The organism is Pseudomonas kribbensis (genome assembly GCF_003352185.1).
GTDB classification, from domain to species: domain Bacteria; phylum Pseudomonadota; class Gammaproteobacteria; order Pseudomonadales; family Pseudomonadaceae; genus Aquipseudomonas; species Aquipseudomonas kribbensis.
Genome location: NZ_CP029608.1, coordinates 2,998,425 through 3,017,069 on the forward strand (window position 1 = coordinate 2,998,425; position 18,645 = coordinate 3,017,069).

The window sequence follows — 18,645 nt, forward strand, 5'->3', positions numbered from 1 at the left end:
GCGGATTGTACCCAAAAACCGGTGGGAGTGAGCTCCCACCGGTGACCGGGATCAGACGCGGAACTGGCGCAGCAAACCGTTCAGTTGCTCGCTCAACTGGCCGAGCCGCACGCTGGCGGCGCTCGATTGCTCGGCAGCCAGTGCGGTGCTGTGTGAAAGGCCGGCAGCCTGGGTGACGTTCTGGTTGATGTCCTCGACCACGTGCGCCTGTTGCAGGGTCGCACTGGCGATCGAGGCGTTCAGGCCATTGAGGTTGCGCAGCGCCTGGCCGATGGCATTGAGGCTGGCCCCGGCCAGTCCGGCCTGCTCGATGGTCAGTTGCGAGGCCTTGCTGCTGTCGCCGATCACCTTCACCGCCGCTTCGGAATGATTTTGCAGCCGCTCGATCATCGACTGGATTTCCGCCGTGGATTTCTGCGTGCGTTGCGCCAGCAAACGAACCTCATCGGCCACCACGGCAAAACCACGGCCCTGTTCGCCGGCCCGGGCGGCTTCGATGGCGGCATTGAGTGCCAGCAGGTTGGTCTGCTCGGCAATCGAACGGATCACCTCCAGAACGCTGCCGATCTGCGTGCTTTCGGTTGCCAGCGTACGAATCACTTCGACGGCCTGATCGATGGTGCCGGACAACTTGTCGATCTGTTGCAGGCTGCCGTCGATGTTGATCTGGCCCTGTTGCGCCTGGGCTTCGGCATCGCGCATTTCGTTGGCGGCATGCTCGGCGTTCTTCGCCACATCCTGCACGCCGTAGGTGACTTCGTTGATGGCCGTCGCCACCAGCTCCATCTGCTGCGATTGTTGCTGGCTGCGTTGTTGGGCCTGGCTCGCGTCGTTGCCCAGTTCAGTGGAAGACTGGCCCAGTGCACTGGCCGACACCTGTAAATCGCCGATCACCCGGCGCAGTTTGGCGGTGAAGGCATTGAAGTGATGGGCCAATTGCGTGACTTCGTCCTGACCGTGGGTATCGAGGCTGCGGGTCAGGTCGCTTTCGCCGCTGGCAATGTTGGCCATGGCGTTCACGGTTTCCTGCAACGGGCGGACGATGCTGCGGGCAATCAGGATCACCAGCACGCCCATGATCAGCGCAATGACCAGGCCGACGACGGACGCCTTGACCACCTGGCCCTGAAACTCGGCCTGCACATCGTCGACGTACACACCGGAACCCAGCACCCAGCCCCATGGCTCGAACAGTTTCACGTAGGAGGTCTTGGCCACCGGCTCACTGGCACCGGGTTTCGGCCAACGGTAATCGACCATGCCGGCGCCCTTGGCTTTGGCAATGGCAACCATCTCGTTAAACACCGCAAATCCGTCCGGGTCGCGGATCGCCGAGAGGTTCTGGCCTTCGAGCTTGGGATTGGTCGGGTGCATGACCATCACGGGCGTGAGGTCATTGATCCAGAAGTAATCGTTCTGGTCGTAGCGCAGGCCGCGAATCGCGGTCAGTGCCTGTTTCTGGGCGGCATCGCGGGTCAGGGTTCCGGCCGCTTCCAGGCCCTGGTAGTAGGTCAGCAGGCCACTGGCGGTCTGCACCACATGCTGGGTTTTCTGGGCCTTGGCGTGATACAGGTCATCGTGGATCTGCTTGAGCATCAACAGGCCCAGGGTCAGCAGCATGACCACCGCCACAATCAAGATGAGCCACAAGCGTCGGCTGATCGACACACTGCGCAAGCTGTTCATAACGCTGTCACTCCGGTTTCTTTTTCTTGTAATAAATCACCGCCAGCATCCAACCACGTTTCAGTGGCCGGGCATACGCGACCCAAGTCGTAGAGCGCGGCAGCGCGATTACGGCTTGTCTGTTAGGATTTCGGCCCCGTGGGTGAAAACCTGAACCCAAGTTGCCATTTCACGGAATTTTGACCGTTTCGTGTGGATCCTTTGCCCGCGGAATCGGTACAGCAACAAACCGCTACGCTGATCGCAGTGAACGTAAAAAAATACTATCGGGGCATGCCTGAGCGCATCGCTCTTTGGGGGATTGATGGACCTTTGGACCGCCTTGCAGGCACTGATTCTTGGAGTTGTAGAAGGGCTGACGGAGTTTTTGCCCATTTCCAGTACCGGACACCAGATCATCGTCGCCGACCTGCTGAATTTCGGCGGCGAACGCGCCATGGCGTTCAACATCATCATCCAGCTCGGCGCGATTCTCGCGGTGGTCTGGGAGTTTCGCCGCAAGATTCTCGACGTGGTCATCGGCTTGCCGACCCAGCCGAGTGCCCGGCGCTTTACCGCCAACCTGCTGATCGCCTTCCTGCCCGCCGTGGTGCTGGGCGTGATCTTTGCCGATCTGATCCACAAATACCTGTTCAACCCGATCACCGTGGCGACGGCTTTGGTCGTGGGCGGCTTCATCATGTTGTGGGCCGAGCGCCGGCAGCATGAAGTGCACGCCGAAACCGTGGACGAGATCACCTGGAAGGATGCGCTCAAGGTCGGCTTCGCCCAATGTCTGGCGATGATTCCGGGCACCTCGCGCTCCGGCTCGACCATTATCGGCGGCCTGTTGTTCGGTCTGTCGCGCAAGACTGCCACCGAGTTCTCGTTTTTCCTGGCGATGCCGACCATGGTCGGTGCGGCGGTGTATTCGGGCTACAAGTACCGCGCGCTGTTCGTGCCGGCGGACTTCCCGGTGTTTGCCATCGGTTTTGTCACTGCATTCGTTTTCGCCATGATCGCCGTGCGCGGTTTGCTGAAGTTCATCGCCAGCCACAGCTACGCGGCATTCGCCTGGTACCGGATTGTGTTCGGCCTGTTGATTCTGGCAACCTGGCAGTTCGGCTGGGTGGACTGGGCGGCGGCCAAGGCATGAGTGATTCACGCGCACGCCGCCCGGATCGTGGTCCTTCCGGTGGCAGCATCCAGCATCTTAAGTTGAAGCTGATGGTGTTGCTGATCGTCTGCGCGTTGCCGCTGTTCGGCTCGCTGTCGATGTGGCTGCGCGGAATCTCATTGGTGCCGTTGATGGCCTACGGGATTGTCAGCGTGCTGGCGTTCTTCCTGTACTGGGCCGACAAACGCAAGGCCCGCGCCGACGCCTGGCGCACGCCGGAAAACGTCCTGCACGCCGTGGAACTGGCGGGCGGCTGGCCGGGCGCATTGATCGCCCAGCAGGTCTTCCGGCACAAGACGCGCAAGGTGTCGTTTCAGATTCTGTTCTGGGTGATCGTCGCGCTGCACCAGGTGTTCTGGATCGATCAGTTGTTCCTCGGTTCGAACCTGTTGGCGTTGGGGTAGGGTTACAGCAGCAAACCCACCTGGGTTTTCTTCGGCAACTTGCTCACCACCAGTTGATGAGAGCGTTGCAGCAACCCTCGCAGTTCCTCGGCGCTCAAGGGGTAGGGCGGGTGCATGATGATCCACTGCGCCCGCGCCAGATAGGGTGCCGGGTGAATGCCCGGCCGGTCGCAATGACCGAGAAACAGATCCTTGTCGACCTTGAACGCCAGCGACTCACCGCGCAGCCCCTGCAAGGCGAACATCTTGTTGCCGGCAATCGAGAACACCCGCACACCGCCCCATTTATAGTCTTCCCGGGCACCGGGCAATGCCAGGCAGAAGTCTGCGACATCCTTCTCGCTCATCTTTCCTTGTTTCATATCAGCCGCTCTCCACAGGCATTGAACGATTCCACCAGGTGATCGATCCACGCGCGCACCGCCGGCATCACCCCGCGCCGGTGCGGGTACACCGCTTGCAACCAGCCGCCGGGCAATGACCAGTCCGGCAGCAATTGCACCAGCGTGCCGTTGTTCAGCTCCGCCTCGCAATACATCATCGGCAGCAGGGTGAAACCCTGGCCGGCCAGCACACACGCCTTGCGCACGATGAAATCGTCGATGCCCAGCCGTGCTTCCAGCGCCAGATCGCAACTCTTGCCGTGCTGATCGAGCAGGCGCACATGCACCATGCGATCGGCTTCCAGCGCGCCGAGCACCGGCAGGTTTTTCAAGTCCTGCGGATGATTGATTTCCACGCCCTGTATAAAGGAAGGACTCGCGACCACCACCATTTGCGCCTGACGCAAACGGCGGGTCACCAGCATCGGTTCTTCGTCGCCGTGTTCGCGCACCCGCAGGGCGACATCGATGCCTTCAGTGATCAGATCGACCCGGCGATTGATCAAAGTGACTTCCAGTTGCACCTGCGGGTATTTGCCGAGGAAGTTGCTGATCACCACCGGCAGCATTTCATGGGCCAGCCCGGTCGGGCTCGACACCCGCAAGCGGCCACGGGGTTCGCTGGACATGCTGGCCACTGTCTCGTCGGCCATTTCCGCTTCCAGCAGCATCGCCTGGCAGTGGCGCAGATAGCGTTCGCCGACTGCGGTCAGCTTCAATTGCCGGGTGGTACGTTGCAGCAGGCGTGCACCGAGGCGTTCTTCCAGTTCGGCAATCCGCCGCGACAGGCGCGACTTGGGAATGCCCAGCAAACGGCCGGCCGCGGCGAATCCGCCGGCCTCGACCACTTTGGCGAAATAGTAGAGATCGTTGAGGTCTTGCATGGGTGAATTCCGACTGTTCTATCAGTGGGACAAACTATCGCATTGTTGCTGTCTAATCAGCTATTGGTTTCGTAGGTAGGATTGTCTCCATTCCGTCGCCACCGGCGATTCTTTCCAGGAGATTCCACTATGAAACTGCTGCACATCGATTCGAGCATTCTGGGCGACAACTCCGCTTCCCGTCAGCTGAGCACCGAAGTCGTCAAAGCGTGGCAAGCCGCCGAGCCAAGCGCTGTCGTGACCTACCGCGACCTGGCTGCCGACGCCATCAGCCACTTCTCGTCGACCACTCTGGTCGCCGCCGGCACCACCGCTGAACTGCGCAACGCCGCACAACAGCACGAAGCCGAGCTGAGCGCCAACACCCTGGCCGAATTCATCGCTGCTGACGCCATTGTCGTTGCCGCGCCGATGTACAACTTCACCGTGCCAACTCAGCTCAAGGCCTGGATCGACCGCATCGCCGTCGCCGGCCAGACTTTCCGCTACACCGAAGCCGGCCCTGAAGGCCTGTGCGGTGGCAAGAAAGTGATCATCGTATCGACTTCGGGCGGCATCCACGCCGGTCAGGCTTCGGGCGTTGCTCACGAAGACTACCTGAAACTGGTCTTCGGCTTCCTCGGCATCACCGACATCGAAATCGTCCGTGCCGAAGGCCTGGCCTACGGTGAAGAAGTTCGCAACAACGCGATGAGCGCGGCCCACGCCCGCATCAGCGAGCAACTGTTCGCCGCTGCGTAAGGCTTTCGTAAAGAACAGCTCTCGTTCAGGCAACACCCAAAAAACTCTGTATTCTGGTTCTGCAAGGGCCAGATACGGAGTTTTTTGTGTCCGACTGTTACATAATCTGGCCCGGGTTATGCAGTCTTACGATCAACGTCTGAGTGCAACGCCGCGCCGGATCACCGAACCACGGAGTTTCGGGCGTCGAACACAACGGATCTTTCGATTGAGTAACAACAGGGTGGGGCATCCCATGATGCGTCTTTGTGCAACGTTACTGATTTGCCTGCTCGGCAGCCTGAATTCAGTGCACGCAGCCCCCGGCCAGCACCCACGCTGGAGCGTCGGTTATCACGAGATGACGTTCCTCGATCCGCTCGACCTGCAACCGATGCGTGCCATCGCGTTCTATCCCTCCAGCGACCGCGAGCACATGAGCCTGCTCGAGGGCTATTCGGTCGAAGCCGGCGAAGACACCAAAATCGCCCTTGGTCGCTTTCCGATGCTGATGCTGTCCCACGGCAACACCGGCACGCCGCTGGCCCTGCACGACCTCGCCACATCGCTGGCCCGCAAGGGCTTTGTGGTGGTGGCGGTGATTCATCCCGGCGACAACTCCAGGGATCACAGTCGTCTCGGCACCTTGAGCAACCTTTATGGGCGCCCGATCCAGATTTCCGAAGCCATTACCGCCACCCTTGGCGACCGCATGCTCGCGCCGTTCGTGAACGCCGATCAGGTCGGCGTGATCGGTTATTCGGCGGGCGGTGAGACCGCGTTGATTCTTTCCGGCGCCCAGCCCGACCTGGATCGCCTGCGCCGCTACTGCCAGGAACGTCCGGACGACCGCGACGCCTGCAACACCCAGGGCGAACTGATCGTTGATCGCGATGACTTGCAACCGGTGGCCGACCCGAGAGTCCACGCCTTGCTGCTGATGGCGCCGCTGAGCCTGAAATTCGGCCGGCACACCCTGGCCGACGTGCATGTGCCGGTGCTGCTGTACAGCGGCGACGGCGACAAACTGGTGGCCTTCGACAAGAACGCCGCCGCCCTGGCGCGCAAACTTCCGACTGCACCGGACTTCAAGTTGCTGGCCGGGGCCGGGCACTTCGTGTTCATGGCGCCGTGCAATGAAGAACAGATCCGTGCGATGCCGGCGCTGTGTACCGACGCTGACGGGGTGGATCGCGAAGACATCCATCGCAACCTGATTTCCGAAGCCGGGCGGTTCTTCTCCCATGCGCTGGGCAAGCCTTCCCGGGCGGGGATGCAGACGGCGGATCAGTAAGCGTCAGGCCATCGCCCGACGCTTGAGCCACAAGGTCAGCGCCAGTCCGGTCACGGACAACAGCGCTGCACCGAGGAAAATCCACGAATACCCCAGATTCAACGCCACCGCGCCCATCAAGGGGCCGGCAACCGCCAGCGCCAGATCGAAAAACACCGCATAAGCACTTAACCCGGCACCACGGCTGGAGTTGGGCACCTGCTTGATCGCTTCAACCCCCAGCGCCGGATACACCAGTGACAACCCGAACCCTGCCAGCCCGGCGCCGATCAGTGCGTAACCGGTGGACGGGGCGAGCCACAGCAACAGCAATCCGACGGTTTCGATGCTCATGCAGGCGATGGCCGAAGCGAAGCCGCCGAATCGGGCGATGGCGGAAATGAACAGCAGCCGCGACAGGATGAAGCACACGCCGAACACCGTCAGGCAGTAGGCCGCGCCGGTCCAGCCGCGATTGAGGTAATAAAGGGTGATGAACGTGGTCAGGGTGCCGTAACCGATCGAGGCCAGGCTCAGACTGGCACCGAACGGCGCAATCCGCCCGAATACCGCCCAGAACGGCAACCGTTCGCCGCGCACCACCGGCACGGAAGGCTTGTTGCGGATCAGCAGCAGAGCGCCAGCGGCCAGTACCGACAGCGCAATACCGAGGCTGGTGAAGCCATAGTCGGCGACCATCAGCACGCCCAGCGGTGCGCCGATCGCGATGGCGCCATAAGACGCGATGCCGTTCCAGCCGATGGAGCGGGCGGTATGTTCCGCACCCACCTGACCCATGCACCAGCTGATGGTCCCCACACCAATCAGCCCCTGAGCGATCCCGAGCAGCAAACGCCCGGCAATCAGAATGATCAGGCTTGTCAGCGGGAGGTCCTGAAGCAACGTGGAAACCAGTGTCAGCAGGCCGCTGAGGACGATCCCCAACAGGCCATAAACGATCGCCCGTTTGGTCCCGACGGTGTCCGACATGCGACCGGCCATGGGGCGGCTGAGCAGGGTGGCCAGGTATTGCGACCCGATCACCAGACCCGCAACGACGGCACTGAAGCCCAGTTGTTCGTGCACGTAACCGGGCAGCACCGCAATCGGCAGGCCGATGCAGAGGAAGGCGATAAAGGTGTAGAAAACGATGGAGACGATCTGCAGGGTGATCGCCATGGAACTTTGCGGTGGCTGTTGCTGCGCAGACATGAGGGCTCGTTCGCGGGCGGCGGTGGGAGAGTCCGCATCATGGCTTGGCGCTGGAATAAAAGAAAGCAGGCTAACTATCTTTCCCGGACGCAATAAAAAGCCCCGCCATGGGGCGGGGCTTTCGACTCAAGGCCGCTATCAGAACACGACGCCCTGGCTGCGCAGGTAATCGTCGTAGGTGCCGCTGAAGTCGGTCACGCCGTTCGGGCTCAGCTCGATGATGCGCGTGGCCAGGGACGATACGAACTCACGGTCGTGGCTGACGAAAATCAGCGTGCCCGGGTAGTTTTCCAGCGCCAGGTTCAGCGCCTCGATCGATTCCATGTCCAGGTGGTTGGTCGGTTCGTCCATCACCAGAACGTTCGGCTTTTGCAGGATCAGCTTGCCGAACAGCATGCGACCTTGCTCACCACCGGAAATCACCTTCACCGACTTGAGGATCTCGTCGTTGGAGAACAGCATGCGGCCCAGGGTGCCGCGAATCACTTGCTCGCCCTGAGTCCACTGACCCATCCAGTCGAACAGGCTCACGTCGTCTTCGAAGTCGTGGGCGTGATCCTGAGCGTAGTAGCCCAGCTCCGCGCTTTCGGTCCACTTCACGGTGCCGGCGTCCGGGGTCAGTTCACCCATCAAGGTGCGCAGCAGGGTGGTCTTGCCGATACCGTTCGGGCCGATGATCGCCACGCGCTCGCCGGCTTCAACGGTGAAGCTGAAGTTCTTGAACAGGGTCTTGCCGTCGAAGCCCTTGGACATCTGCTCGATGGTCACGGCCTGGCGGTGCAGTTTCTTGGTCTGTTCGAAACGGATGAACGGGCTCACGCGGCTCGATGGCTTGACCTCGGCCAGCTGGATCTTGTCGATCTGCTTGGCGCGGGAAGTCGCCTGCTTGGCTTTCGAGGCGTTGGCCGAGAAGCGGCTGACGAACGTCTGCAGTTCGGCAATCTGGGCTTTCTTCTTGGCGTTGTCCGACAGCAGTTGCTCGCGGGACTGGGTCGCCGCGGTCATGTACTCGTCGTAGTTGCCCGGGAACAGACGCAGCTCGCCGTAGTCCAGGTCGGCCATGTGGGTGCAGACGCTGTTCAGGAAGTGACGGTCGTGGGAAATGATGATCATGGTGCTGTTACGCGCCGTCAAAATCGTTTCCAGCCAGCGGATGGTGTTGATGTCCAGGTGGTTGGTCGGTTCGTCGAGCAACAGCACTTCCGGATCGGAGAACAGGGCCTGAGCCAGCAGGACACGCAGTTTCCAGCCTGGCGCGACTTCGGTCATCGGGCCGAAATGCTGTTCCAGCGGAATACCCAGGCCCAGCAGCAGTTCACCGGCGCGGGACTCGGCGGTGTAGCCGTCCATCTCGGCGAACTCGGTTTCCAGCTCGGCCACGGCCATGCCGTCTTCTTCGCTCATTTCCGGCAGCGAATAGATGCGATCACGCTCGGCCTTGACCTTCCACAGCTCTTCGTGACCCATGATCACGGTGTCGATCACGGTGAATTCTTCGTAGGCGAACTGATCCTGACGCAGTTTACCGAGGCGCACGTTCGGCTCGAGCATCACCTGGCCGGCAGACGGCTCCAGGTCGCCACCGAGGATTTTCATGAACGTCGACTTGCCGCAACCGTTGGCGCCGATCAGGCCATAACGGTTGCCGTTGTTGAATTTCACCGAAACGTTTTCGAACAGCGGCTTTGCGCCGAACTGCATCGTGATATTAGCTGTAGAAATCAAAGGTTTATCCTGCGAAGCATTCTGAGTAGCGAGGGTGCGGCCGGAGCGCTTGGCCCGAGTCGAAGTGCGCTGAGGCGGGAAATCCCGTCATCAACCAAGGGGGGCGCGTAAAGTTTGGCGGCGATTGTACTGGTCTGGCTCTTCAAGCGATAGGGCGGTGATCCCCGGAATGCCAATTGGCGCAATCGCGGGACAGTTTTTCACAGATGAAGGTTCACTATTGGTTACAAACTGTGGCTAAAATGCCATCCATTCACCCAATGCCCTTGCCCGGCATGGGCTCAAGGATGTGCCACCGAGACGCTGTTTTGTATCCAGACCACTGCTACAGACCTATGGCCACAGCCAGAAAGGCGCGCAGTTTGTTCACTTTTGACGTGTGACGATTTCCGTGAAACTCATCATTGCTGCTATTTATGTCATTTCCATTGCATACGTTCACCTGCGTGGCCGTGTGCGTCACAAACTGGGCCGGCAGTTGAGCGATCACTCGACGTTTCTCGCGCCGATCAACTGCTTCCTTTATCTGTTTTCGAAGAAACCGAACAAGCCCTACCTCGATCCGAAGGACTTTCCCGATCTGAGCCCGTTGCAGGCCCATTGGGAAGAAATCCGCGAGGAAGGCCAGAATCTTCTGCGTGCCGGTGCGATCAAACGTTCGGATCAGTACGACGATGTCGGTTTCAACTCGTTCTTCAAGACCGGCTGGAAGCGCTTCTACCTGAAATGGTACGGCGACAGCCACCCTTCGGCGCTGCAACTGTGCCCGCGCACCACTGAGCTGGTGCAGAGCATCGGCTCGATCAAGGCGGCGATGTTCGCCGAACTGCCACCGGGCTCGAAACTGGTGCGTCACCGTGACCCGTATGCCGGTTCCTACCGTTACCACCTGGGCCTGGAAACGCCAAACGACGCCGGTTGCTACATCAACGTCGATGGCGAGAACTATCACTGGCGCGACGGCGAAGCGGTGATGTTCGACGAGACCTACATTCACTACGCCGAAAACACCACCGACAAGAACCGCATCATTCTGTTCTGCGACGTCGAGCGCCCGATGAAGTACCGCTGGGCGGCCGCGTTCAACGGCTGGTTCAGCCGTACCGTGATGTCGGCGGCGGGCGCTCCGAACGATGCGGGCGACCGCACCGGCGGTATCAACCGCCTGTTTACCAAAATCTACAAGATCCGCCTGCGTGGCAAAGAGCTGAAAAAGCGCAATCGTGCGCGCTACTACCTGGAAAAGTGGGCGATCTTTGGCGGCCTGCTGGCGATCTTCATTCTGATCTGATAACTGATCTGATAAATCGGGCGACTGTTGAAAGACAGTCGCCCGATTTCATTTTCACGACGCTTTTTTGGTCTTTTTCGCCGGGGTGGCCTTGCTCGCGGCCTTCTTCGCCGGTTTGGCCGGTGATTTCCCGCCAAGACTGCGTTTGAGCAGTTCGGTCAAATCGATCACATCGGCAGACTTGCGCTCTTCTTCGCCATCAACGGTCTCAACGTCCTCGATTTTGCCTTCATGGGCCTTCTTGTCCACCAGGGCCATGATCTTGTCTTCGAATTCGTCGGTGTAATCTTCTGGTTTCCAGTCAGCGCTCATGTCTTCAACGAGTCGTCTGGCCATGTCCAGTTCGGCTTTCGCCAGTTGCGGCTTGGTCACTTCGCTGCCCAGCGCCAGTTCATCGAGGCTTCGCACTTCCTGTGGCCAGCGCAGTTTCACCAGCACCAGTGCCGACTCCAGTGGCATCAGCGCCGCCAGGTACTGACGCGTGTGTAAAACCACACGGGCGAGGGCGACTTTTTTGGTTTTGCTCAGGGTTTCGCGCAGCAATGCGTAAACCTTGCCGCCGCGTTTGTCCGGGGCCAGGTAGTAGGGCGTGTCGATGTTCTGCAGCGGGATCTGCTCACTGTCGACGAAGGCAAAGATGTCGATGGTCTGGGTCGAGACCGGGTGGGCCGAACGGATTTCTTCCTCGCTGAGCACGACATACCGGCCTTTTTCGAACTGCACGCCTTTGACGATGTCCTCCTTTGTCACCTCTTTGCCGGTGACCTTGTTGACCCGTTTATAGCCGACCGGGTCCATGCTGCGGCTGTCGAGCCAGTCGAAGTCCACGCCCCGGGACGAGGTCGCCGAGACCAGCGCCACGGGGATGTGCACCAGACCGAAACTGATTGCGCCTTTCCAGATTGCCCGAGCCATGGTGCCGTTCTCCGCGTGATGTTCGGGTGACCCGTGGGCATGCGTGAAAGTTTCCGTTGCCCGCCGACGGGCAACTGGTCAAACGGTGTTACACCTTGTTTAGCGATGACGGGTTAACAAATCCGAACCCTCGGCGTAGCGTGGACTCGAAGGCTCTATTCCACGTGCATCGAGAGAGGCCGTCCATGAACCGTTTTCTGCTTGGCATCGCATTGCTGGCCCTCAGCGGCGGGCTGGTTCACGCCGATGTCCTGTTGCTGGCGCAAAGTCCGACCGGCAACAGCAGCAACCCCTACAACAGCCCGATTCACCGGGCCAATCCCAACAGCATGCAGGGCACGCAGCCCGCCAATCCGGTGATCCGCGGGCCGAGTACGGTGCCAGCGCCTCGCCAGCCCACCGTCGAGAACGGCGGCATCGGCAATGGCCAGCCCCTGCGTTCGGTGCCGAGCACACCGCCGAAATTCATTCCCAACCCACCCGCCCGTGACGGCGACAGCAACCGTTGAATGGCAGAGCCGCTTCTGTCAGCCCTTCAAACGAACAAAAGGAATCGTGCATGTTGCGTAAAACCCTTTTAGCCGGCCTGTGTGCCGGCGCTGTTATCTGCAGCCCGGCATTCGCCGCCGCCCCCAAGGAGTTGCAAAGCGAGCAGGGCACCCTTGAAGTCACGACGATTACTCAGGGACTTGAACATCCATGGGCGCTGGCGTTCCTGCCGGATCGTCAGGGCATGCTGGTGACCGAGCGTCCGGGCAATCTGCGGGTAGTGGGGGAGGACGGCAAACTGTCGGCGCCGATCGATGGCGTTCCCAGGGTCTGGGCCAAGGGGCAGGGCGGGTTGTTGGATGTGGTGCTGTCGCCGGACTTCAAACAGGATCGGCTGGTGTACCTGTCTTACGCTGAGGGTGGTGGTGCCGGTGACAAGGCAGGAACTGCGGTGGGGCGCGGGCGCCTGTCGGATGATCTGAAAACCCTCAAGGACTTCAACGTGATTTTCCGTCAGGAACCGAAGCTATCCGTCGGCAATCACTTCGGCTCGCGGCTGGTGTTCGACCGTGACGGTTATCTCTTCATCACCCTCGGCGAAAACAACGACCGCCCGACCGCCCAGGATCTGGACAAGCTGCAAGGCAAGGTCGTGCGCATTTACCCCGACGGCAAGGTGCCGGATGACAACCCGTTTGTCGGTCAGTCCGGTGTGCGCCCGGAGATCTGGTCCTACGGTCATCGCAACCCGCAGGGCGCAGCACTCAATCCATGGACCGGCACATTGTGGGAAAACGAGCACGGCCCTCGCGGTGGCGATGAGGTGAACATCATCGAGCGCGGCAAGAACTACGGCTGGCCGCTGGCAACCCACGGCATCAACTACTCGATGCAGCCCATCCCTGAAGCCCAGGGCAAAACCGTCGAAGGCACCGTCGCCCCGCATCACGTCTGGGAAAAATCACCGGGTGTCACCGGCATGGCGTTCTACGATGGCGACCGCTTCAAGCCCTGGCAGCACAACGTGTTCATCGGGGCGCTGGCCACTCAGGAGTTGATCCGCCTGCAGTTCGACGGTGACAAGGTTGTGCATGAAGAACGCCTGCTGGGCGATCTGAAGCAACGTATCCGTGATGTGCGCCAAGGGCCGGACGGCTATCTGTATCTGCTGACGGACGAGTCCGACGGTGCGCTGTACAAGGTCGGACTCAAATGAACGCTTCATGCGGGTGAGCGGGCGTAGAGCACCACCGCAGCCCGCAACTTGCCACGTCCAAACCGGCACATCTTCTCGAACTCCCCATGGCTGACCGGCACATGCTGGCAATCCATGGGCTGGCGATGCTGGCTGTGATCGACATCCGGGTCGTGCAGGTAAACGAAGTCTTCATCGCAATCGGTGACGATCACCCAGTGCGGGGATTTGGAGTGGGTCAGACGATAGCTGCTGATCAGCACTAAAGGTTGCCCGCCAGCGTTTAGCAGGCGGGGCAAATCCAGTGTCGTGCCGATGATTTGATCAACGGCTGTGTCGTTCAGCTGTGCCATGAACTCGTCGTGCACCAGGCGCATGACGTCTTTTTTATGCGCGTCGCGCACGCCGTCGAGAAACAGCGGCCCGGTCATGCTCAGTTGCAAGCGCACGCGAAACCCCCGGCGCCATGCGGCCAACGCCAGGCCTTGAGGGCTGCAACCGCCATGACCGGCGGTCATGAACACGGTGGTCGCTTCGCGCCAGAGCTGAAGTTCTTCGCGACGCTCCAGCGGTCGTTCAGCCTGCAAGGCGCCCATGGCCATCAACAGGCACGCCGGCCCGCAGGTGAAATCGGTGGTCTGCCGGTAATAGGGCACCTTGATGCTGCGCGAATCGTGATGTTGCAGGATGCGCTTTTCCAGGCGCAAAGCGTCCGCATGGTCTTCGTAGTAGTCGTGAAGCAGCGCAAAGCGCCGGTAGCCACTGCGTTCGTACAACGCGATGGCGGCCGGATTGTCAGTACGCACCTCCAGCCGCAGGTAAGCGCAGTCGTGCTCAAGGGCGCAGGCTTCGATGCGCTGCAGCAACTGTTTGCCCAAGCCACCACCCCGGGCTTCGGGGGAAATAGCGATGGAATACAATCGCGCAAGCGACGTGCCGCTATGGAACAGCACCAGCGCATAACCCAACAGCTGCCCCTCGCGCTCGGCCACCAGCAACTGGCCGTGGGCCCGGGTAATCATCCATTGAAAGCTGCGGCGGGTAAGCCGGTCCGTGGTGAAACAGTGCATTTCCAGCGCCAGCAGGGCCGCTAAATCATCAACAGTCGCCAAGCGAAAAACAGTGTTCATATGACCGCCGTAAAAGTTGCGTAACGAAACGGGACTTTCGAAAAAGTTCGTGCTTAATAGAAAAGGTCTTGTTCTCCAACGGATCAATTTCTATGTCAGCGGTACAGGGTCATTGGCGCGAAGTATCCAGTCAAAGTTTGCCACCGGCAACTTATTTAAAACCGCAAATCAGAACTTCCAGTCAAGTGTTGATCATCGTCGAACGCAAGGAAGACTGGGCCTCCTATTTTCCCAGCGAAGACATCCTCACGGCTCAGGAATACCTCGAACAACCGCCCGACAGCGAGCCGGGAAAACGGGTGCAGGTGATCAACCTGTGCCGCAGCTACAAGTATCTGGGGCACGGCTACTACTGCTCGTTGCTGGCGGAGGCCCGGGGGCACAAGGTGATTCCGTCGGTACGGACCATCAGTGAATTGACCCGTAAATCCCTTTACGGTCTGGCGCTGGATGACCTGGATAAAACCCTGGAAAAGGCCCTCAGTCATCATCTCTACAGCGATACCGAAGGTTTTACGCTGACACTTTATTTCGGCAGAACGCATATCGAACCGTTGCAGGATCTGGCCCGGCAATTGTTTGAAGTTTTTCCATGTCCGATTCTGTTAGTTGAATTTCGTCGAACTAACGGTTGGCACATCGAAGGTATCAAGTCCGGTGCCCTGCACAAGTTGCGCGAGGATCAGGAAGATCAGTTCGCCAATGCCCTGGACGGCTTCAGCCGCAAGGTCTGGCGTGTACCGCGTTCGCCGCAAGTGGCACGTTATGACCTGGCGATCCTGCACGATCCGCAGGAAGCGTTGCCGCCGTCGAATGCCCGGGCGCTGGAGAATTTCGTGCGCGTCGGCAAGGGCATGGGCATCGATGTCGAACTGATCGAACGCAAGGACTACTCCCGGCTCGCCGAGTACGATGGTCTGCTGATCCGCGAGACCACCAGCGTCGACAACCACACCTACCGCTTTGCCAAAAAAGCCGAAAGCGAAGGGCTGGTGGTGATGGACGACCCGACTTCGATCCTGCGTTGCACCAACAAGGTCTACCTCACGGACCTGCTCAACAGCCACCAACTGGGTATGCCGGCCACGGAAATTCTCTACAAGGAACGACCGGAAGACTTCGAACGGGTCGGCGAACGCCTGGGTTTCCCGTTGGTGCTGAAGATTCCCGATGGTTGCTTCTCTCGGGGGGTGATCAAGGTCGAGAGCCAGCAGGCTTTGCTGGAGGCCACTGCTGAACTGTTCGAACACTCGGTGCTGTTGCTGGCCCAGGAATTTTTCTACACCGAATACGACTGGCGCATTGGCGTGCTCAACCGCAAACCGATCTTTGCCTGCCAGTACTTCATGTCCAAGGGGCATTGGCAGATCTACAATCACAAGGCCAAAGGCCTGGATGTCAACGGCGAATGCCGCACGCTGGCGATCCACGAAGCGCCGCGTGCGGTGGTGGAACTGGCGGTAAAAACCGCCAACCTGATCGGCGACGGCTTATACGGCGTCGACCTGAAACAGGCCGGTGACAAAGTGGTGGTCATCGAAGTTAACGACAACCCGAACCTCGACGCCGGCATCGAAGACGCTTACCTGCAAGACGATCTGTATTCGCTGGTGCTGGAAGAGTTCGTGAGGCGCCTGGAACTCAAACGTCGCGGCCAGGCCTGGTGACCGCTCGATGATCAACAGCTTTGCACTGAGCCACGGCGCCTTGCAGCGGGTCGAACGGCTGGACGCCGAGGTGATGCTGTTCAGCGACCCCGACGCGGCTGAACGCGACCTGCTCCACAGTCACTTCAAACTGGATGAGCATGCTCTGGCCTCTGCGCTGGACCCGGACGAGGTGTCGCGGATTGAATTCCATCCAGATCATCTGTTTCTGATCTGGAAACGCCCCGAGAACTACTCCGGCGGCGGCAGCCTGGCGTTCGAGGTGTCGTCCTGCGGTTTGCTGTTCTCGCCGGGCCAGTTGCTGGTGATCGCCACCGACGACACGCCTCTGCACGGTCTCGGAACGGGCCGGCCACTCAATGCGCCGCTGGATGTGTTGCTGGACCTGCTGTTCAACAACATCCATCACTACCTCGGGCACCTGAAGGTGATCAAACTGGTTGCCCGGGAGTTACAGCAGAAATTCAACGCCTCGATGCAGAACCAGCACTTGGTGCAGATGTTCAACCTCAGCGAAAGCCTGATCTATTACATCAACGCGCTGCACAGCAACGGCGCGGTACTGACGCGGCTGCGCAATCACGCAGAGAAACAGCATTTCGGCAGCGAAGCCATTGGCCTGATCGACGACCTGATCATCGAAAACAACCAGTGCTACAAGCAGGCGGAAATCTATTCGACGGTGTTCTCCGGGCTGATCGACGCCCGGGGCAACCTGATGAACAACAGCATGAACAACCTGCTGCGCAAGCTGACGCTGATCAACGTGGTGTTTCTGCCGCTCAACCTGATTGCCAGCATTGGCGGCATGTCGGAATTCAGCATGATGACCGCCGGGACGCCGTGGTGGGTGTCGTACCCGTTGTTCCTCGCGGCGATGCTGTTGGGGGCGGGCGGGATGTTGTTCGGGCTCAGGCGTCTGGCGAAATGACGACGGCCGGGCGTTTGCGATCCTGCAGGCCTCGTACCACCAGGTACAACAGCGGCCCGACCGAAACAAACACCGCCGTCAGCAACAGATACGGCACCACCGACCAACCCGACTGCCCGCGCTTGCGCGCATCCTTGTACATCCAGATGCCGGCCAGGGTCGCCAGCAGATAAAGATCGATCACCACCTGTGCGGTGTCTGGCCGCGACATCAGGCTGATACCGAAGTCGATCAGCGATTGTTCGGCTTGCAGCATCACACTAACGGTGTAGCCACTGAAGGCGATCAAAGCGGTGAGGGGCAGGGCGATGGACATCATGCGTTCCTTCCTTGGTCAGATGAGCGAAAGGCCAGCCTACAGACCCGCCGCGAAAATCGCCATTGACTTGCCAGCAACGCCCGAGCTAATTTCGGGGCCATGACTTCCACCGTATTGCGCTGCCAGCCAAGCATTATTACCGCCATTCCTCATTTGGCGGGCTAGCTCACGACTGCAGCACCCAACCCGCCCTAGAGGCGGGTTTTTACTTTCTGTCTCCGGGGTTCTGAATAAAAAGTCAGGAGACGACCATGCGCCACAGCCCCGACCAGCAAGCCTTGCTTGAGCAATACGTGAAAAAGATCCTAGCCGCGCCGGTGTATGAACTGGCGGTGCGCACGCCGCTGCAATCTGCGCCGGCTCTTTCCGAAGCGCTGGGCAACCGGATCCTGCTCAAGCGCGAAGACCTGCAACCGACGTTCTCCTTCAAGATTCGCGGTGCCTACAACAAACTGGTGCAACTGAGCGATGAGCAGAAGGCCCGTGGCGTGATCACTGCATCGGCAGGCAATCATGCTCAAGGTGTTGCGCTGGCGGCCCGTGAGCTGGGGATTGCGGCGACGATCGTGATGCCGGCGACCACGCCTGAGTTGAAAGTACTGGGTGTCAGCAGTCGGGGAGCGGAAGCGCTGCTGCATGGCGAAAGCTTTCCGTTCGCGCTGGCCCACGCGCTGCAACTAGCCGAGCAGACGGGAAGAACGTTTGTCTCGCCGTTCGACGACCCCGATGTAATCGCCGGCCAGGGCACGGTTGCAATGGAAATCCTGCGCGAGCATCAGGGCGCGCTGGACGCGATCTTCGTTCCGGTGGGCGGTGGTGGTTTGATAGCCGGTATCGCGGCGTATGTGAAATACCTGCGGCCGGAGGTGCGGATCATCGGCGTAGAGTCGGAGCACTCGGCCTGTCTGAAGGCTGCTTTGCAGGCGGAAGCGCGAGTGGTGCTGCCCAGCGTCGGCACCTTCGCCGATGGCGTGGCAGTGGCGCAGATCGGTGCCTATGGCTATGAGGTTTGCCGCTTCTGCGTGGATGAAGTGATCACCGTCAGCAACGACGAGCTTTGCGCGGCGATCAAGAACATCTACGACGATACCCGCTCGATCACCGAGCCTTCCGGCGCGTTGGCGGTTGCGGGCATCAAAAGGTACGTGGCGCAGACCGGCGCACGGAATCAGACGCTGATCGCCATCGATTCCGGCGCCAATATCAACTTTGACAGCTTGCGCCACGTCGCCGAGCGCGCTGCCGCCGGCGACGTGGCCTAAGGA

General features: G+C 60.1%; 17 protein-coding genes and 1 pseudogene. 10 read left to right on the forward strand and 8 right to left on the reverse strand.

Annotated elements, in window-relative coordinates; genetic code table 11:
• Positions 1-51 precede the first annotated feature (51 nt).
• Positions 52-1,686: a methyl-accepting chemotaxis protein gene (locus DLD99_RS13685; RefSeq protein ID WP_114882800.1), complete on the reverse strand. Its 1,635-nt coding sequence runs from the start codon at positions 1,684-1,686 to the stop codon at positions 52-54.
• Positions 1,687-1,990: 304 nt separating this feature from the next.
• Here DLD99_RS13685 and DLD99_RS13690 point away from each other — a divergent pair, with 304 nt between their 5' ends.
• Both DLD99_RS13690 and DLD99_RS13695 read left to right on the forward strand, forming a co-directional pair.
• On the forward strand, positions 1,991-2,821 hold the full coding sequence (locus tag DLD99_RS13690; protein WP_114882802.1) for an undecaprenyl-diphosphate phosphatase: 831 nt from the start codon (positions 1,991-1,993) through the stop codon (positions 2,819-2,821).
• Positions 2,818-3,246: a DUF1294 domain-containing protein gene (locus tag DLD99_RS13695; RefSeq protein ID WP_114882804.1), complete on the forward strand. Its 429-nt coding sequence runs from the start codon at positions 2,818-2,820 to the stop codon at positions 3,244-3,246. Before DLD99_RS13690 ends, DLD99_RS13695 begins: the two co-directional genes overlap by 4 nt.
• Positions 3,247-3,248: 2 nt before the next feature.
• Here the strand turns inward: DLD99_RS13695 and DLD99_RS13700 are convergent, their stop codons facing one another.
• Positions 3,249-3,608 carry an MmcQ/YjbR family DNA-binding protein gene (locus DLD99_RS13700; RefSeq protein ID WP_114882805.1) on the reverse strand — a complete coding sequence of 120 codons (360 nt, stop codon included), beginning with the start codon at positions 3,606-3,608 and terminating at the stop codon, positions 3,249-3,251.
• On the reverse strand, positions 3,605-4,513 hold the full coding sequence (locus DLD99_RS13705) for a LysR substrate-binding domain-containing protein (protein WP_114882807.1): 909 nt from the start codon (positions 4,511-4,513) through the stop codon (positions 3,605-3,607). Before DLD99_RS13705 ends, DLD99_RS13700 begins: the two co-directional genes overlap by 4 nt.
• Positions 4,514-4,642: 129 nt before the next feature.
• Here DLD99_RS13705 and DLD99_RS13710 point away from each other — a divergent pair, with 129 nt between their 5' ends.
• The gene (locus DLD99_RS13710) at positions 4,643-5,254 is read left to right on the forward strand and encodes an FMN-dependent NADH-azoreductase (RefSeq protein ID WP_085708152.1); all 612 of its coding nucleotides are present in this window, start codon (positions 4,643-4,645) and stop codon (positions 5,252-5,254) included.
• Positions 5,255-5,489: 235 nt separating this feature from the next.
• Positions 5,490-6,527 (forward strand): alpha/beta hydrolase family protein, encoded by a 1,038-nt coding sequence (locus DLD99_RS13715; protein ID WP_114882809.1) that lies wholly within the window; start codon positions 5,490-5,492, stop codon positions 6,525-6,527.
• 3 nt (positions 6,528-6,530) lie between these two features.
• Here DLD99_RS13715 and DLD99_RS13720 read toward each other — a convergent pair whose 3' ends face one another.
• Together DLD99_RS13720 and DLD99_RS13725 are read right to left on the reverse strand one after the other, a co-directional pair.
• Positions 6,531-7,718: an MFS transporter gene (locus tag DLD99_RS13720; RefSeq protein WP_114882811.1), complete on the reverse strand. Its 1,188-nt coding sequence runs from the start codon at positions 7,716-7,718 to the stop codon at positions 6,531-6,533.
• 138 nt (positions 7,719-7,856) lie between these two features.
• Positions 7,857-9,443, reverse strand: coding sequence for an ABC-F family ATPase (locus DLD99_RS13725; protein WP_085731070.1), 1,587 nt, complete (start codon positions 9,441-9,443; stop codon positions 7,857-7,859).
• Positions 9,444-9,834: 391 nt separating this feature from the next.
• Between DLD99_RS13725 and lpxO the strand changes: the two genes are divergently transcribed.
• A complete protein-coding gene (gene lpxO / locus DLD99_RS13730) occupies positions 9,835-10,734 on the forward strand; it encodes a lipid A hydroxylase LpxO (RefSeq protein WP_085708729.1) in 900 nt (299 codons plus the stop codon).
• Between the two features lie 54 nt (positions 10,735-10,788).
• Here the strand turns inward: lpxO and ku are convergent, their stop codons facing one another.
• On the reverse strand, positions 10,789-11,649 hold the full coding sequence (ku, locus tag DLD99_RS13735; RefSeq protein ID WP_114882813.1) for a non-homologous end joining protein Ku: 861 nt from the start codon (positions 11,647-11,649) through the stop codon (positions 10,789-10,791).
• A 185-nt stretch (positions 11,650-11,834) separates the two neighbouring features.
• Between ku and DLD99_RS13740 the strand changes: the two genes are divergently transcribed.
• Positions 11,835-12,158, forward strand: coding sequence for a hypothetical protein (locus DLD99_RS13740; RefSeq protein WP_114882815.1), 324 nt, complete (start codon positions 11,835-11,837; stop codon positions 12,156-12,158).
• Between the two features lie 50 nt (positions 12,159-12,208).
• Positions 12,209-13,354: a PQQ-dependent sugar dehydrogenase gene (locus DLD99_RS13745; protein ID WP_114882817.1), complete on the forward strand. Its 1,146-nt coding sequence runs from the start codon at positions 12,209-12,211 to the stop codon at positions 13,352-13,354.
• A gap of 5 nt (positions 13,355-13,359) precedes the next feature.
• Here DLD99_RS13745 and rimI read toward each other — a convergent pair whose 3' ends face one another.
• Positions 13,360-14,463 carry a ribosomal protein S18-alanine N-acetyltransferase gene (gene rimI, locus DLD99_RS13750; protein ID WP_114882819.1) on the reverse strand — a complete coding sequence of 368 codons (1,104 nt, stop codon included), beginning with the start codon at positions 14,461-14,463 and terminating at the stop codon, positions 13,360-13,362.
• 92 nt (positions 14,464-14,555) lie between these two features.
• Between rimI and DLD99_RS13755 the strand changes: the two genes are divergently transcribed.
• Together DLD99_RS13755 and DLD99_RS13760 are read left to right on the forward strand one after the other, a co-directional pair.
• On the forward strand, positions 14,556-16,130 hold the full coding sequence (locus DLD99_RS13755) for a RimK family protein (RefSeq protein WP_114882820.1): 1,575 nt from the start codon (positions 14,556-14,558) through the stop codon (positions 16,128-16,130).
• 7 nt (positions 16,131-16,137) lie between these two features.
• On the forward strand, positions 16,138-17,061 hold the full coding sequence (locus DLD99_RS13760; RefSeq protein ID WP_114882823.1) for a magnesium transporter CorA family protein: 924 nt from the start codon (positions 16,138-16,140) through the stop codon (positions 17,059-17,061).
• Here the strand turns inward: DLD99_RS13760 and DLD99_RS13765 are convergent.
• Positions 17,042-17,380: a DUF2834 domain-containing protein gene (locus DLD99_RS13765; protein WP_114882825.1), complete on the reverse strand. Its 339-nt coding sequence runs from the start codon at positions 17,378-17,380 to the stop codon at positions 17,042-17,044. The two genes, DLD99_RS13760 and DLD99_RS13765, sit on opposite strands and share 20 nt — an antisense overlap.
• Positions 17,381-17,631: 251 nt before the next feature.
• On the opposite strand from DLD99_RS13765, the pseudogene ilvA reads away from it, so the two are divergent.
• Positions 17,632-18,633 (forward strand): annotated as a pseudogene (gene ilvA, locus DLD99_RS13770) (threonine ammonia-lyase, biosynthetic); the annotation flags it as partial.
• Between the last annotated feature and the right edge of the window lie 12 nt (positions 18,634-18,645).